The 16,197-nt window shown below is 64.1% G+C and carries 14 protein-coding genes; 7 read left to right on the plus strand and 7 right to left on the minus strand.

The window, feature by feature from the left end:
* Positions 1–32 precede the first annotated feature (32 nt).
* Both secA and ACSQ3S_RS06990 read left to right on the plus strand, forming a co-directional pair.
* Positions 33–2,816: a preprotein translocase subunit SecA gene (secA, locus tag ACSQ3S_RS06985; protein ID WP_176654623.1), complete on the plus strand. Its 2,784-nt coding sequence runs from the start codon at positions 33–35 to the stop codon at positions 2,814–2,816.
* 224 nt (positions 2,817–3,040) lie between these two features.
* Positions 3,041–5,656 (plus strand): glycoside hydrolase family 3 C-terminal domain-containing protein, encoded by a 2,616-nt coding sequence (locus ACSQ3S_RS06990; RefSeq protein WP_436141947.1) that lies wholly within the window; start codon positions 3,041–3,043, stop codon positions 5,654–5,656.
* A 38-nt stretch (positions 5,657–5,694) separates the two neighbouring features.
* Here the strand turns inward: ACSQ3S_RS06990 and ACSQ3S_RS06995 are convergent, their stop codons facing one another.
* The 3 genes from ACSQ3S_RS06995 to ACSQ3S_RS07005 all read right to left on the minus strand — a co-directional run bounded on the left by ACSQ3S_RS06995 (position 5,695) and on the right by ACSQ3S_RS07005 (position 9,393).
* Positions 5,695–7,686 carry an ATP-binding protein gene (locus ACSQ3S_RS06995; protein WP_436141948.1) on the minus strand — a complete coding sequence of 664 codons (1,992 nt, stop codon included), beginning with the start codon at positions 7,684–7,686 and terminating at the stop codon, positions 5,695–5,697.
* A 77-nt stretch (positions 7,687–7,763) separates the two neighbouring features.
* Complete coding sequence (locus ACSQ3S_RS07000) at positions 7,764–8,162, minus strand: hypothetical protein (protein ID WP_176654620.1); 399 nt, start codon at positions 8,160–8,162, stop codon at positions 7,764–7,766.
* 13 nt (positions 8,163–8,175) lie between these two features.
* The gene (locus ACSQ3S_RS07005; protein ID WP_436141949.1) at positions 8,176–9,393 is read right to left on the minus strand and encodes a porin; all 1,218 of its coding nucleotides are present in this window, start codon (positions 9,391–9,393) and stop codon (positions 8,176–8,178) included.
* A gap of 326 nt (positions 9,394–9,719) precedes the next feature.
* Between ACSQ3S_RS07005 and argJ the strand changes: the two genes are divergently transcribed.
* The 5 genes from argJ (at position 9,720) to ACSQ3S_RS07030 (ending at position 13,517) form a co-directional block, all read left to right on the plus strand.
* Positions 9,720–10,958: a bifunctional glutamate N-acetyltransferase/amino-acid acetyltransferase ArgJ gene (gene argJ / locus ACSQ3S_RS07010; protein WP_436141950.1), complete on the plus strand. Its 1,239-nt coding sequence runs from the start codon at positions 9,720–9,722 to the stop codon at positions 10,956–10,958.
* Between the two features lies 1 nt (position 10,959).
* Positions 10,960–11,832 (plus strand): ATP-binding protein, encoded by an 873-nt coding sequence (locus ACSQ3S_RS07015; RefSeq protein WP_353399837.1) that lies wholly within the window; start codon positions 10,960–10,962, stop codon positions 11,830–11,832.
* Positions 11,829–12,242 (plus strand): 8-oxo-dGTP diphosphatase MutT, encoded by a 414-nt coding sequence (gene mutT / locus ACSQ3S_RS07020; protein WP_176654616.1) that lies wholly within the window; start codon positions 11,829–11,831, stop codon positions 12,240–12,242. The genes ACSQ3S_RS07015 and mutT overlap by 4 nt, the downstream gene beginning before the upstream one ends.
* Before the next feature lie 97 nt (positions 12,243–12,339).
* Positions 12,340–12,654: a transposase gene (locus ACSQ3S_RS07025; protein WP_353403268.1), complete on the plus strand. Its 315-nt coding sequence runs from the start codon at positions 12,340–12,342 to the stop codon at positions 12,652–12,654.
* Positions 12,651–13,517 (plus strand): IS3 family transposase, encoded by an 867-nt coding sequence (locus ACSQ3S_RS07030; RefSeq protein ID WP_413449690.1) that lies wholly within the window; start codon positions 12,651–12,653, stop codon positions 13,515–13,517. The genes ACSQ3S_RS07025 and ACSQ3S_RS07030 overlap by 4 nt, the downstream gene beginning before the upstream one ends.
* 102 nt (positions 13,518–13,619) lie before the next feature.
* On the opposite strand, the gene yacG is transcribed toward ACSQ3S_RS07030, so the two are convergent.
* The 4 genes from yacG to ACSQ3S_RS07050 all read right to left on the minus strand — a co-directional run bounded on the left by yacG (position 13,620) and on the right by ACSQ3S_RS07050 (position 16,160).
* Positions 13,620–13,793 carry a DNA gyrase inhibitor YacG gene (gene yacG / locus ACSQ3S_RS07035; protein ID WP_176654615.1) on the minus strand — a complete coding sequence of 58 codons (174 nt, stop codon included), beginning with the start codon at positions 13,791–13,793 and terminating at the stop codon, positions 13,620–13,622.
* Positions 13,794–13,802: 9 nt separating this feature from the next.
* The gene (zapD, locus tag ACSQ3S_RS07040) at positions 13,803–14,558 is read right to left on the minus strand and encodes a cell division protein ZapD (RefSeq protein WP_176654614.1); all 756 of its coding nucleotides are present in this window, start codon (positions 14,556–14,558) and stop codon (positions 13,803–13,805) included.
* Positions 14,559–14,647: 89 nt separating this feature from the next.
* Positions 14,648–15,283 (minus strand): dephospho-CoA kinase, encoded by a 636-nt coding sequence (gene coaE / locus ACSQ3S_RS07045; RefSeq protein WP_436141951.1) that lies wholly within the window; start codon positions 15,281–15,283, stop codon positions 14,648–14,650.
* 7 nt (positions 15,284–15,290) lie between these two features.
* Complete coding sequence (locus ACSQ3S_RS07050) at positions 15,291–16,160, minus strand: prepilin peptidase (RefSeq protein ID WP_436141952.1); 870 nt, start codon at positions 16,158–16,160, stop codon at positions 15,291–15,293.
* Between the last annotated feature and the right edge of the window lie 37 nt (positions 16,161–16,197).

Raw genomic sequence — 16,197 nt, forward strand, 5'->3', positions numbered from 1 at the left:
TTTTTTAACGGCGTTTTTTCAAGAATTCAAGCATGTCATTACTGACCCAGATTTTCGGTAGCCGCAACCAGCGGCTGCTCAAGCAATACCAAAAAACGGTACGCGAGATCAATGCGCTCGAGCCGGCGATGGAAAAACTGTCGGACGCCGAGCTGCAAGCGAAAACGCCTGCATTCAAGGAACGCATCGCCAATGGCGAGGAGCTCGATACGCTCCTGCCCGAAGCGTTTGCCGTCTGCCGCGAAGCGAGCAAGCGCGTCTTCAAGATGCGCCACTTCGACGTGCAGCTGATCGGCGGCATGGTTCTGCACTACGGCAAGATCGCCGAAATGGGCACCGGCGAGGGCAAGACCCTGACCGCGACCCTGCCGGCCTATCTGAACGCGCTGTCGGGCAAGGGCGTGCACATCGTCACCGTCAACGACTATCTGGCGCAGCGCGACGCGGAAACCATGGGCAAGCTGTACAGCTGGCTGGGCCTGACCACCGGCATCAACCTGTCGCAGATGGAGCACGCCACCAAGCAGGCGGCCTACGCGTCCGACATCACCTACGGCACCAACAACGAATTCGGCTTCGACTACCTGCGCGACAACATGGTGTTCGAGGCCCGCGACCGCGTGCAGCGCGCGCTGAACTTCGGCATCGTCGATGAAGTCGACTCGATCCTGATCGACGAAGCGCGCACCCCGCTGATCATCTCCGGCCAGGCCGAGAACCACACCGACCTGTACTACAAGATCAATGAACTGCCGCGTTTGCTGACCCAGCAGATCGGCGAGGAAACCCCGGACGGCAAGGGCAAGATCGAAGTCCCGGGCGACTACACCAAGGACGAAAAAGCCCACCAGGTGCTGCTGACCGAAGCCGGCCACGAAAAGGCCGAAGCGATCCTGACCAAGATGGGCCTGCTGCCGGAAGGCGCCTCGCTGTACGACTCGGCCAACATCACGCTGGTGCACCACCTGTACGCTGCGCTGCGCGCGCACGCGCTGTACTTCAAGGATCAGCACTACGTGGTGCAGAACAATGAAGTGGTGATCGTCGACGAATTCACCGGCCGCCTGATGACGGGCCGCCGCTGGTCCGACGGCCTGCACCAGGCAGTCGAAGCGAAAGAGGGCGTGAAGATCCAGAACGAGAACCAGACGCTGGCCTCGATCACCTTCCAGAACTACTTCCGCATGTATGCGAAGCTGGCCGGCATGACCGGTACCGCCGATACCGAAGCCTACGAATTCCAGGAGATCTACGGCCTCGAGACCGTGGTGATCCCGCCTAACCGTCCTTCGCAGCGCAAGGACCGCCAGGATCAGGTCTACAAGACCTCGGCCGAGAAGTACAACGCCATGATGCTGGAAATCCGCGAGTGCTACGACCGCGGCCAACCGGTGCTGGTCGGTACCACCTCGATTGAAAACTCGGAACTGCTGTCGGGCATCCTGACCAAGGGCGGCCTGCCGCACAACGTCCTGAACGCCAAGCAGCACGCCCGCGAAGCGGAAATCATCGCCCAGGCGGGCAGCCCGAAGGCGATCACCATCGCCACCAACATGGCCGGTCGCGGTACCGACATCGTGTTGGGCGGTAACGTCGAAAAGCAGATCCAGTTCGTCGAAGCCAATCCTGAACTGAGCGACGCCGACAAGGCCGCGCAGGCCAAGGCGCTGCGCGACGGCTGGCAGGCGCTGCACGAGCAGGTGGTTGCCGCAGGCGGCCTGCACATCGTCGGCACCGAGCGTCACGAATCGCGCCGGGTGGACAACCAGCTGCGCGGCCGCGCGGCGCGCCAGGGCGACCCGGGCATGTCGCGCTTCTTCCTGTCGCTGGACGACCAGCTGCTGCGCATCTTCGCGGGCGACCGCGTGCGCGCCATCATGGACCGCCTGAAGATGCCGGAAGGCGAACCGATCGAAGCGGGCATCGTTTCGCGTTCGATCGAATCGGCGCAGCGCAAGGTCGAGGCACGCAACTTCGACATCCGCAAGCAGCTGCTGGAATACGACGACGTCGCCAACGACCAGCGCAAAGTGATCTACCAGCAGCGCAACGAGCTGCTGGAAACCACCGACATCTCGGAGCTGATCGAGTCCCTGCGCCACGGCGCCTTCACCGACCTGGTACGCGAATACGTGCCGGCGGAATCGGTCGAGGAACAGTGGAACATCAAGGGCCTGGAAGCGGCGCTGGCGTCGGAGTGGCAGATCGACCTGCCGCTGCGCTCCATGCTGGAAACGGAACAGAACCTGAACGACGACGACATCCTGGAACGCGTGCTGGCCGCTGCCGACGCGCTGTACCAGTCGAAGATCGATATCGTCGGCAAGGAATCGTTCGGCGGCTTCGAGCGCAACGTCATGCTGCAGAGCGTCGACAGCCACTGGCGCGAGCACCTGGCCGCGCTGGACCACCTGCGCCAGGGTATCCACCTGCGCGGCTATGCGCAAAAGAATCCGAAACAGGAATACAAGCGCGAGGCGTTCGAACTGTTCGGCCAGATGCTGGACATGATCAAGAACGAAGTGGTCAAGCTGATCATGACGGTACGCATCCAGTCGCGCGAAGAGATCGACGCTGCGGAAGCGGCGATGCAGCAGTCGCACGTGGAAAACGTGCACTACCAGCACGCCGACTTCAACCCGAACGCCGCGCCGGAGGAACTGCTGGCGCCCGCGCAGGTCAGCGGCCTGCCGCCGGAACTGCAAGGCCTGAGCGGCGAACAGCTGATGGAGCTGGGCCTGAAGGTCGGCCGCAACGATCCATGCCCTTGCGGCAGCGGCAAGAAGTACAAGGCCTGCCACGGCAAGCTGGCTTGAACAGCCTGGCGTGAAGCAAACAAACCCGTAAAGTCCAGGCTTTACGGGTTTTTTTTGCGCATGCAAACGGCTGCGATATCCATAGTGATATCGTTGTTCGTTAAAAAGTTATTGGTTATTCAGTAATCCCCGCATTACATTTCCATGGCTGCACTTTGGACGACAGGATCACGAGCAAAAATGGTACCGCAACCATTTTTCACTTCTATAACATTGGAACTAACATGAAAAAAAATACGGGGACATCCACCTACTGCGCGCTGCTCCTGGCGTTGGCCATTCCGGCCGCCGCCCAGGGCGCCGATGTGCGGACCCAGGCGGAAACGCAGGCCCGCGCCCTGGTGACGCAGATGACGCTGGACGAAAAGATAGACCAGTTGCTGAACGTTGCGCCGGCACTGCCGCGCCTTGGTATCCCCGCCTACAACTGGTGGACCGAGTCGCTGCACGGCGCGCTGGGACCGGTGCCGACCACCAACTTCCCGGAACCCATCGGGCTCGCCGCCAGTTTCGACGCCCCCCTCGTTCAGCAGGTCGCCTCGGCGATCAGCGTCGAGGTCCGCGCGCTGCACACGCTGGGCCGCGCGACCGGGCACCTGGGACGCATCGGCACCGGCCTCGACACGTGGTCGCCGAATATCAATATCTTCCGCGATCCGCGCTGGGGGCGCGGGCAGGAGACGTATGGCGAAGACCCGCAGCTGACGGCGGCGCTGGGTGTCGCCTTCATCCAGGGCATGCAGGGCCCGAACCCGGACCTGCCGCAGGTGATCGCCACGCCCAAGCATTTCGCCGTGCACAGCGGGCCGGAGTCGACACGGCACCTCGCGGACGTCTTCGTCTCCGCGCATGACCTGGAAGACACCTATCTGCCCGCGTTCCGCGCCGCCATCGTGGACGGCAAGGCCGGATCGATCATGTGCGCCTACAACCGCATCGACGGCCAGCCGGCCTGCGGCAGCGAACTGCTGCTCAAGCAAACCCTGCGCGGCGCCTGGGGCTTCAAGGGCTATGTGGTGTCCGATTGCGATGCCGTGACCGATATCTCGGAGCAGCACAAATATGCGCCGGATCCGGCCGCCGCGGTGGCCGTCGCCTTGAAGGCCGGCACCGACAACGAGTGCAACACCAAGACGCTGGGCGACGTGCCGGGCTTGAGCGCGCGTTACCGCGAAGCGTGGCAGCGCGGCCTGATCGGCGGCGCCGATATCGACCGCGCGCTGGTGCGCCTGTTCTCGGCGCGCTATCGCAACGGCGACCTAGCGGGATTCGCACCGCGCGGCGGCAGCGCCGTTCCGGTCAGCGCCATCGGCACGGCGGCGCATCAGGAGCTGGCGCTGCAGGCCGCGACCAAGAGCCTGGTGCTGCTGAAGAACGATGGCGTGCTGCCGCTCAAGCCCGGCCTGAAGCTGGCGGTGATCGGTCCGCTGGCCGACGCCACCCGCGTCCTGCGCGGCAATTACTCCTCGACGCTGTCGGCGCCGCCGGTGTCGGTGGTCGACGGCTTGCGCCGCGTGCTGCCGCAGGCGCGGGTGACGCTGGTGCCCGCCGGCGCCTCGGTCACCGACGGCGATCCGGTCCCGGCGGCCGCGCTGCGCACACCCGACGGCCAGCCCGGCCTGCGCGCGGACTACTTCAACCGCAACGACGGCAAGTACGACGGCACGCCGGCCGCCACCCGCATCGAACCGGGGCTGGAATCGCATGCGCTCGAGCTGAAGCAGGTCGACGAACACCACATGGTGGTCTGGAGCGGCGACCTGGTCGCGCCGGAGAGCGGCACCTACCGCCTCGGCGTGACCGGCGTGAAGGGGACGCTGACGGTGGGTGGCCGGCCGGCGGTCGAAGCCCTGGCCTATTCGCAATGGGCGGAACCGTTGCAACTGCATGAGGTCCGGCTGGAGCAGGGCCAGCGCTACCCGCTGCGCTTCCATGCGGAGGCGGGCGGCAGCGGCGTGCCCGGCCTGTACTGGAAACGGGTCTCGACCGACGTCGACGCCGACCTGAAGGCCGGCACCGCCGACGCCGATGTCATCGTCGCCGTGGTCGGCCTGACTTCGGATCTGGAAGGCGAAGAGATGGCGCTGAAGATCGACGGCTTTGCCGGCGGCGACAAGACCTCGCTGGACCTGCCGGCGGAACAGCGCCGTTTGCTGGAGCGCGCCAAGGCGCTGGGCAAACCCCTGGTCGTGGTCCTGATGAACGGCAGCGCGCTCGACTTGTCATGGGCGAAGGACAATGCCGCCGCCATCCTGGAAGCCTGGTATCCGGGCCAGGCCGGCGGCCTGGCGGTCGCCAACGTGCTGGCGGGCCGTGCCGATCCCGGCGGACGCCTGCCGCTGACCTTCTACCGCGGCCTGGCCGACCTGCCGCCCTTCGACGACTACGCGATGCAGGGGCGTACCTACCGCTATTACGCCGGCACGCCGGTCTATTCGTTCGGCGACGGCTTGAGCTACACCACCTTCAGCTATACGCCGCTGCGGATAGCGCCGGTGGGCGGCGCGCCGGAAAATGGCGTGGTGGTCACCACCGAGATCGCCAACACCGGCACCCGCGCCGGCGACGAGGTCGCCCAACTGTACCTGACGCCGCCGGCATTCGAGGGCGCGCCGCGGCTGGCGCTGCGCGGTTTCCAGCGCGTGACGCTGAAGGCGGGCGAGCGCCGCCAGATCAGCTTCCGTCTGTCGCCGCGCGACCTGAGCTTTGTTACGCGCGATGGCACGCGGCAGTTGATGCCCGGCCAGTACAAGCTGAGTGTCGGCTCGGGCCAGCCCGGGGCGGGGGCGGGACAGCAGACAACACTGGTATTGAACCGCACCGTGCTGCTGGCAAAATAGGCTGGAGAACAGAAAGGGATCGTGAAGACGGCGGCGTTTTACTTCGTCTCGCGCTGCGGTGCGACGCGCGGCAGCAGCATGCGCACCGCCGTGCCCACGCCCGGCGCCGAATCGATGATGATGCGTCCGCCCAGCACGCCGGTTACGATGTTATAGACGATATTCATCCCCAGCCCGGTGCCGCCCTGGCCCATCTTGGTGGTGAAGAACGGATCGAACACCTTGCGCAGCACGTCCTCCGGCATGCCGGCGCCGTCGTCGCTGAACATCAGCTCGACGATGCCTTCGTCGACCGTCTCGCCGCGCACGGTGATGGTGCCGCCGTGGCGGCCCTCGAAGGCGTGGTTGAGCGCGTTGTTGATCAGGTTGTTCAAGACCTGGTACAGCGCGCCCGGATAGGAGTCGAACACCAGCCCTTCCTCGATCTGCATCACCGCCTCGCAACCGCTGCGGCGCAGGCGCGGCAGGTAGGTGGCCAGCGTGTCGTGCACCGCCGCCTGCAGGTCGAACGTGCGCCGCTGGTCGTTGGTCTGGTCGACCGCGATCTGCTTGAACGACGAGATCAGTTCCGCCGCCTTGTGCAACGAACCGGAAATCAACTGGCTGGCCATGCGCACCTCGTCCAGGTGCGCCGTCAGTTCGGAGCGCCGCAGCGCGCCCGCCGCCACGTGGCGGTCGAATTCCACCACGCGGTCGCGCAGCGCGGTCGACGCCAGCAGGCTGTTGCCGATCGGCGTGTTCAGTTCGTGCGCGATGCCGGCCACCAGCGATCCCAGCGACGCCATCTTCTCCGCCGCCAGCAGCTCGTCCTGGGTGCGCTGCAGGGTCTCGAGCGCCGCGCTCAGGTCGGCGTTGGCGCGCTCCAGCGCGGCCGAGCGTTCGCTCACGCGGCTCTCCAGCGACACGTTCAAGTCCTTCAGCTCGCGCTTGGCGTTGAGTTCCTCGGTCAGGTCCAGCAGCGCCCAGATGATGGACGGGTTGCCGTCCAAGGTCAGCGACGACGACCAGATCGCCACGCTGCCCACGCTGCCGTCGGGCAGCAGTACGCCGGCCACCGCGCCATGCACGGCGCCTTCGGTCCGGTACATATCCCAGATGCGTTCGCGCTCGATGGCGCTGGCCCAGAACGGCACTTCGTCGCTGCGCTTGCCGATCAGGTTGGTGGCGGCCGCGCCGAAGGTATGCGTCAGCGCCCGGTTGGCGGCGACGATGCGGCCGTCGCGGTCCGATACCGTCAGCGGCAGCGGCGCCATGTCGAACAGGGTCTTGAAGCGCGCCTCCGATTCCGACAGCCGCAATTGCGACTGCTCCAGCTGGGCGATGCGCTCGCGCAGCGTCGCGCTCATGGTGTTGAGCGCGCGGGTGAAGACGGTGATCTCGTCGCCGCCCTCGACCGGCAGCGCCTTGCTGTAGTCGCCCAGCGCCATCTGTTCCGACTGGCCCGTCAGCGCGTCCAGCCGGCGCCCGATGCCGTGGGTGAAGGCGTAGAACAGCACCAGCCCGAGCGCCAGGCCGACCAGCGAAATCAGTCCGCCCTGGACCATCACCTCGTCGCGCGCCTGTTTCAGGTCCTTGGTGGTCAGGCCGAAGTTGACCGAGCCGATGCGGTTATCCTGCAGCAGCAGCGGCGAGCGCGCGTGCAGCGTGGCGCCGCTGATGAGGGTGCGCACGCCTTTGAAGCTGGTGCCTCCGCCTTGCCTGAGGATTTCGGGCAGCGGCATGGCGCGCTTGCCCACTTCGATGATAGGTTGTTCGTCCTGGTCGAGGATGACGAGGTAGCGCAGGAAGCTGTCGTCCGGGTCGGACAGCATCTCGGCCAGGTAGCCGGCCAGTTCCGGCAGGCGGCCGCGCGTGGCGTAGGGGCTGAGGGAGAGGTTGAGCGTTACCGCGTATTCTTGCGCGACCCGCTCGGCGTTGGTGCTGACGGCGTGGTTCATCAGGCGCAGGCTGTTCCAGATCAGCAGGCCGACCACCAGCGCCTGGATGACGGCGCTCAGCAGCAGGAATTTCGCGCGCAGCGATAGTCTCAAAACATGCACTCCCGGTGGGTATGCCAGGAGCGCGCCCGCCGCCCTGTGGGACGGCGGGATGAAGCGGCTGCCTGGGGTTAAGGCAGGGTAAGGATCACCTTGACGGTATCGTCCACTGCCGACTTGTCAATATAACCGATCGCCTTCGGATCGGCAGCAACTGCTTTCTTCACCTCGGCATTGTTCGGATATTCCTTCGGCGGCGTGGCCTTGCCGGTGAAGACCAGCTTGGACCACAGGGCCTTGACCTGTGCAGGATCCTTTTCCGCGACTTTCTGGTAGAACTCGGCGCGGATGTGGGAGCCTTCGGCCTGGTCGATCGGCGTGAACAGGTTGGATTTACCGAGGAAGAATTGCGACGCCTGTTCCGAGAACATGCGGGTCGCCGGATTCTTCTGGCTGACGATGACGACGGTTTCCGCCGAGGCGGCGGCGGCCAGCGACGACAGCAGCGCGGCGATAATCAATTTTTTCATGTGTGCCTCCCGATCAGAATACGAAGTCGAGCGCGGCGCCGACGACGGTAACGTTGTTGGTGATGCCGGTTGCCGGTACGTAGATCAGCGAACCCGATTTGGTCTTGGGCTTGACGCGGTCGACCTGCACCTTCAGCGCGATCGATTTGGCGAAGTCCCAACGCACGCCGATCAGGTCGGACGATTGCTCGGCCGATTTCAGCAGGCCGTACACGGTCGAACCCAGCGGGCCGGTCTTCGGGAAGGTGGCCGGCGGAGTCACCGAGCTGCCCGCGTCGGTGTAGGCGGCGTGCGCGTAGTACGGCAGCACCTTGCCGACGCGGTAGCCGGCCAGCACGTACCAGGCGTTGGTGTCCGGGATGTAGACGGCTTCCTTGGCGCGGCGCTGCGCGTACTCGGTCTGCACCAGGATGCTGTTCCAGTCCATGGTCGCGCCCAGCGAGGTGAAGGCGATCTTCTTGCCGTCGGTCAGGCCGATGTCGTTGGCCAGCTGGCCGAAGCCGACCTTGGTCAGCGTCGCGGTCAGGCTGTTGATCGGGGTCAGGTCGTTGCTCTTCAGGTCAGCTTGCGCGTGGCCGACGCGCACCACGAACGGGCCGTATTCGCCGGTGAAGCTGATGCCGACGGCCGGCGCGCGGTAGGTGGCGACGACGCCGCCGGCGGTCGGGATGAACAGCTTGCCGCGGCTGACGCCGGCGAACGCCTGGGTGGTGAAGTTGAAATCGCCGAAGGCGCGCTGGAAGTTGACGTCGGCGCCGTCGACGTTTTCAATCGGGGCCTGGCCGTACATCTCGATCGGCGGACGCATCATGGTGTTGGCGTAGCCGACGTTCTGGTAGTCGGAGATCAGGAAGATGGCCGGCACGACGCGGCCGACGCGCACGCTGACTTCATCGTTGACGCGGGCCTTGAGGAAGGCCCAGGTCAGGTCGGTGGTGAAGCTCGGGCTGGTGTTCTTGCGGGTCAGGATCTGCGCGGTGCCCGACAGCCAGTCGTTGAGCTTGTAGGTCGCCTGCAGGCCCAGGTTGGAGTCCAGGCCGATCTTGGCCTTGTCGGCCACGCCTTCGGCCTGGTTGTAGCGGGCAAACTGCGCTTGATCGGTATTGCTCTTGGCGACGCCCAGCGTGCCGAAGCCGCTGATGCTCAGGTTGCCGTCATCCAGGGTGCCGGCCTGCGCTTGCAGAGCGGCGGTGGCGGCGAAGACGGCAGCTGCTAAAACTTGCTTTTTCATGTGGTCTGTATCCTTTGATTTATTGTCCGTGTGGTCTGCGGCAGACGATCGTGTCGTCTTTTTGTCTCGTGACATGCGGGGGTGGGCATTTCGGGGCTCACGATAAACGAATTTCCGTACGGCACGAACCGCATTTATTAAAAACCGAACGAGTGTTCTAATTTTCTGTGGTTTTTGCGTTGAAAAATGAATATTTTCTCAACGAAATCATGGGGTTGTACGACATCCATCATGGCCGCCATGCGGCGTCCACTATGCCCCTGCGCAGTTTGCGTCGTCAGGTATTACAATAGCGGCTCCCACTTTCCACCCACGAGATCACTTATATGGCCGTCAATTCCCCTCTGCCCGTCGCCTCCGCCCTGAAGCCTGTAGCCGGCATCGAAATCGGCTTTGCCGAAGCCGGCATCAAGAAGCCGAACCGCAAGGACGTGCTGGTGATGAAAGTGGCGCCGACAGCCACCGTGGCCGGCGTGTTCACGCTGAACCGCTTCTGCGCCGCGCCGGTGCAGATCGCCAAGGCCCACCTGGCGGCAGCCAAGGAAAGCGGCAAGCCGATCGCCGCGCTGCTGATCAACACCGGCAACGCCAACGCCGGCACCGGCGAACTGGGGCTGTCGCTGGCCAATGAAACCTGCGCCGCGCTGGCCGCGCAACTGGGCTGCGACGCGTCGCAGATCCTGCCGTTTTCCACCGGCGTGATCCTCGAGCCGCTGCCGGCCGCCAAGGTGATCGCCGGCCTGCCGCAAGCGGTCGCCGGCCTGAAGGCCGACAACTGGTACAACGCCGCCGAAGCCATCATGACCACCGACACGCAGCCGAAAGCCGGTTCGCGCACCGTCACCATCGGCGGCCACAGCGTCACCATGAGCGGCATCAGCAAGGGCGCCGGCATGATCAAGCCGAACATGGCGACCATGCTGGGCTACCTGGCGTTCGACGCCAAGGTCGCGCAGCCGGTGCTCGACGTGCTGGTCAAGCAGGTGGCCGACAAGTCGTTCAACTGCATCACCATCGACGGCGACACCTCGACCAACGATTCCTTCATGCTGATCGCCACCGGCGCCGGCTCGCTGGTGATCGACTCGGTGGACTCGCCGGCATACGCCGAGCTGGCGGCCGCCGTCACCGAGCTGTCGCTGTTCCTGGCGCAGGCCATCGTGCGTGACGGCGAAGGCGCCACCAAGTTCATCACCATCACCGTGGAAGAGGGCGCGAGCGTCGAAGAGTGCCGCAAGATCGCCTATTCGATCGGCCATTCGCCGCTGGTGAAGACCGCCTTCTTCGCCTCCGACCCCAACCTGGGCCGCATCCTGGCCGCCATCGGCTACGCCGGCGTCGACGACCTGGATGTCAGCAAGCTGAATATGTACCTGGACGACGTGTGGGTGGCCAAGAACGGCGGCCGCAATCCGGACTACAAGGAGGAGGACGGCCAGCGTGTGATGAAGCAGAGCGAGATCCTGGTGCGCGTCAAGCTGGCGCGCGGCGCGGCGGCGGCCACGGTCTACACCTGCGACCTGTCGCACGACTACGTCAGCATCAACGCCGACTACCGTTCCTAAGATGGCGACGCCTCTCGAACAATTCCTGGTGCGCGCCGAGGCCTTGCTGGCGCGCGTGGAGGCGGTGCTGCCGCAGGCGCCGCGCGAGCCGGACTGGAAGCTGGGCTTCGCTTTCCGCTGGCGCAAGCGCAACGGCGGCGGCGCCAGCTACCTGCAAGCGGTGGCCCACGTGTCGCCGATCGCGCTGGACGACCTGCAGCACATCGGCCCGCAGAAAGAGCAGATCGAACAGAACACCCGCCAGTTCGTGCAGGGCAAGCCGGCCAACAACGTGCTGCTGACCGGCGCGCGCGGCACCGGCAAGTCCTCGCTGATCAAGGCCTGCCTGAACCAGTTCGCCAAGGACGGCCTGCGCCTGATCGAGGTGGACAAGGCCGACCTGGCCGAGCTGCCGGACATCGTCGACATCGTGGCCGGGCGGCCGGAGCGCTTCATCGTCTTCTGCGACGACCTGTCGTTCGAGGAAGGCGAGAGCGGCTACAAGGCGTTGAAGGTGGCGCTGGACGGCAGCATCTCGGCGCAGTCGGACAATGTGCTGATCTACGCCACCTCCAACCGCCGTCACCTGATGCCGGAGCGGATGTCGGATAACATGACATACAAGCACGACGAGGACGGCGACCTGCATCCGGGCGAGACGGTGGAAGAGAAGATTTCGCTGTCCGAGCGCTTCGGCCTGTGGCTGACCTTCTACCCGTTCAAGCAGGACGACTACCTGGCCATCGTCGGCCACTGGCTGTCGTCGCTGGGCTGCAGCGAGGCGCAGATCGAGGCGGCGCGCGCCGACGCCCTGCGCTGGGCCTTGCAGCGCGGCTCGCGCTCGGGCCGCGTGGCGTGGCAGTTCGCCAAGGACTACGCCGGAAAGCAGGCATGAGCGGCGCGGAGGTGAAGGTCAAGCCGGTCGACGTGGCGGTGGGCATCCTGGTCAAGCCGAACGGCGACGTGCTGCTGGGCCAGCGCCCGGCGGGCAAACCGTACGACGGCTACTGGGAGTTCCCCGGCGGGAAAGTCGATCCGGGCGAGACGATACTGCAGGCGCTCAAGCGCGAGTTTGTCGAGGAGCTGGGGCTGACCATCAACAGCGCCGAGGAGTGGTGCGGCGTCGAGTACGTGTACCCGCACGCGCACGTGCGGCTGCATTTCTACATCAGCCGCGACTGGCATGGCGAACCGCAAAGCCTGGAAGGGCAGGCGTTCGCATGGCAGGGAACGGTGGGCGTCGAACCGCTGCTGCCGGCCACGATCCCGTTGCTGGAGTGGCTGGAGCAGGTGCGCTACAGCTAAGAAAAGCGGGGTCAGTTCCGAAAAGCGGGGTCAGTTTGAGGAACCCCGGGTTTCATGGACACTCTAACAGAGGTCAGCATGCCTCGGGAGGATAGCCATGGAGAACGAAACAGCCAGACTGCGCACAGTGTTCTCGGATGAGTTTAAGCGGCAGGCGGTCGTTAGGTTGCGGCAACGAGAGCAAACTGCGACCGACCTGGCACTGGAACTAGGTATTCGCCGTAACCTGCTCTACAAATGGGCCAGGAAATTTGATCAGCTGGTTCCGGATGAGAAATTCCGAATCCCGGGGCGTCCACGCTTGGACGAGGAGGATGAAGTGACGCAACTGCGGCGCCGGTTGGCTAAGGCCGAGGAAGAACTGGACATCCTAAAAAAGTTCGATGCGTACTTAACTCGCCTAGCGAAGTGAAGTACGCCTATATCGACCGCTACCGCCGCGAGTTTGCCGTCAAGTCATTGTGCCGGGCGCTAGACATCAGTCGTAGCCGTTATTACGCCTACAAGGCGGCGCCACAGAGCTTGCATAGCTTGGAAGATATGGCCTTGCGGCAGGAGATTGTTCGCGTGCACACGGAACACCGCTGGATTCCGGGTTCAGTCAAGACCTGGCGCCTGCTTAATGGGCAAGGCGTTCGTTGCGGCAAACACCGCATTGCCCGGTTGCGTAAGCTCGACGGGGTGAAATCCAACCGCAGCCGTCGTGCTCACTCCAAACAAGCCAAGGACCGCTCGCAGCCACCGGCCCCCAATCTGGTGCAGCGTCGCTTTCAGGTTGGGCTGCCGAACCAGGTCTGGGTTGGTGACATGACGATGATACGCACCAAAGAGGGATTCCTGCATCTGGCGGTAGTCTTAGATCTGTTTGCGCGTCGGGTAGTGGGCTGGTCGATGCATGATGCCCCGGTCGTCGCGTTGCCGACCGCAGCACTTCAGATGGCTATTGATCAAAGAAAACCTGCACCGGGCCTCATCTTCCACAGTGACCAAGGCAGCGCCTATGGATCGCACGACTATCGAGAGTTGATGGGGCGACATGGCTTGCAGGCCAGCATGAGCCGCAAAGGAAACTGTCACGACAATGCCGTGGCCGAGAGTTTCTTTTCAAGCTTGAAGAATGAACTGATACACGACCGGATCTTTCCGACTCGCGCTGAGGCGGCAGCGGTCGTCAACGACTACATTGCGGTGTACTACAATCAAATGCGTCTGCACCAAACCTTAAGGTACCAGACACCGGTAAAAGTCGAGGCACAATTCTGTGTGCCTATTTAACTGTCCGGGAAATCCGGGATACCTCAGTTCCGGCAATCGGACACGAGCTCGACAGCGACGCTGTCGAGCTCGTGTCCGATTGCCGGAACTGACCCCGCTGTTTTATTCCTCGTCGAAGGGATCCTTCGGCGGCTCGGCAGGTATCGTGTATTTTTCCTCGGCCCAGGCGCCGAGGTCTATCTGTTTGCAGCGTTCCGAGCAGAACGGGCGATACTTATTCTCTTCCTTCCACTCCACTTTGGCGGAGCAGGTAGGGCAGTCAACTACGGTGGCCATGATCAATCTTCAGAAGTTACAGAGGGTGAGCTCGAATGGTACATCATCTTCCAGCGGCTTGGGTTTCAGGTCGCCGCCCTGGCTGGTAAAGCGCACCCACAACATGTACTTGTTGGCGGAAATTTCCGGGATCGCGCCCAGCGATTCGTCCAGGGTCAGCCGCAGCATCTGGTACACCTTGCCCTGCAACATCTGCTGGTAGCTGCCGGCGACGGCGATCATCTTGACCGGGCCGCCGGAATCGCGCAGCAGGCGCAGCACCAGGCCCAGCGCGTCGAACAGCGGCGCCAGCGGCGCGAACCAGTTGACGATGTCGTTGAAGCGCTGCTCGGCCGGACGCTTTTGCCACGCGTAGTAGGACGGCAGGTCGAATTCGCAGGCGCCGCCCGGAATGATGGTGCGGCCGCGTATGCTCATCAGCCATTCATTGTCGCGCACGTTCTGCCCGGTCTTGCCCTGGGCGGCGACCAGCGCGCTGCTGACGCCGTCCAGCTCGGCCAGGATGGCGTCCAGCGTTTCGGCTTGTACATTGGGATTCATGCGATAGCCCAGCAGGCTCTGGCGCTGGCGCTCCAGTTCCTGCAGCAGGTCGGACTTCAGGTCGGCGCGGCCGGCCACTTCCAGCATATCGAAGATGGTCGCCAGCGCGACGTGGTGCTGCATGGGATGTTCTTGATGCACAAAGAACTTGAATTTCTCGTACAGATCCTCCAGTCGCAACAACGTGCGGATGCGCTCGTTGAAAGGATATTCGTAGACAATCAAAATAACATCCCTCTGTGTGGTGGACTTGCGATGAATTCTCGTGATTTTGAAGCAAGCGAAGCAAAATTACAAACGTTGCGAAGGTATTGTTACCGTTCTTTTTGAAAATGCCAGCTCATTTCCAAATATAAATGGTGCAGGCGGTCGATTTGGGGCTCCAGCGCCTCGATTCCGCCGCCGTTTTCAATCACGTCGTCCGCCGCGTCCAGCCTTTGCTGGCGGCTGGCCTGCGCCGCCATGATGGCGCGGACCTGCGCTTCGGGCAAATTGTTTCGCGCCATCACGCGCGCAATTTGCACTTCTTCCGGGCAGTCTACCGCAAGGATGCGCGTGACGCGCTCACGCCAGGAACCGGATTCGACCAGCAGCGGCACGGCGAAGATCACGTAGCTGCCGGTGGCCGCTGCGGCCGCGGCCAGCGCGGCGTCGCGGATGCGGGGATGGAGGATGGCTTCCAGCCTGGCCTTGGCGCCGGCGTCGGCAAACACCAGGCTGCGCATGCGCGCGCGGTCGAGCGCGCCGGAGGCGTCGGCAAACCCGGGGCCGAATTCGGCGACGATGGCCGGCATCGCCGCGCCGTGCCGCGCCGTCAGGCTGTGGGCGATCTGGTCGGTGTCGACGATGCTGGCGCCGCGCGCGGCGAACATGTCGGCCACGGTGCTCTTGCCGCTGCCGATGCCGCCGGTCAGGCCGATGGAGAAGGGCAGCGTGGGCAGCGTGTTCATGGCGGGGTCAGGGTACAAAGCTCATCGTGAAGGCGGCGATCGGCGCGCCGTACAGCATGGCGACCAGTCCGGCCGCCGCCAGGTAGGGGCCGAACGGAATCGGGTTGTTGCGGCCGTGCTTGGCGAACACGATCAGCGCGATGCCGACGATGGCGCCCACCACCGACGACAGCAGGATGATGGTCGGCAGCATGGTCCAGCCCATCCACGCGCCCAGCGCGGCCAGCAGCTTGAAGTCACCATAGCCCATGCCTTCCTTGCCTGTCGCCAGCTTGAACAGCCAGTAGATGGACCACAGCACCAGGTAGCCGGCCGCCGCGCCGATGACGGCGTCGCGCAGCGGCACGAAGGTGCCGTTGATGTTCATGATCAGGCCGGCCCACAGCAACGGGTAGGTCAGGTCGTCCGGCAGCAGCTGGGTATCGAAGTCGATGAAGGTCATGGCGATCAGCGCATACAGGAACAGCAGGGTCGACAGGCCGGCCCAGCCGCTGCCGAAGTGCCAGATCATCACGGCGCTCAGCGTGCCCGTCAGCGCCTCGACGGCCGGATAGCGGGCCGAGATCGGCGCCTTGCAGTTGCTGCAGCGGCCGCGCAGCACCAGGTAGCTGACCACCGGGATGTTTTCCAGCGCCGTGATCTGGTGCTTGCAGTGCGGGCAGGCCGAGCGCGGCACCATCAGGTTGTAGCGGTCGGTGTGCGGCAATTGCTTGCCCGATTCGGAGGCGACGTAATTGTCCGATTCGCGCTGCATCATCTTCGGCAGGCGGTGGATCACGACGTTGAGAAAGCTGCCGAACAGCAGGCCGAACAGGCCGGCGATGAGGCTGATGGCCAGGTTGCCGGCGGGGGCGAACAGCAGGGTCGATTCAGGCATAGGAAAGAAGCTCAGGGCCGCAGGATAATCACCAGCC

Source organism: Duganella sp. LjRoot269, assembly GCF_964254095.1.
GTDB classification, from domain to species: Bacteria; Pseudomonadota; Gammaproteobacteria; order Burkholderiales; family Burkholderiaceae_D; genus Rugamonas; species Rugamonas hordei.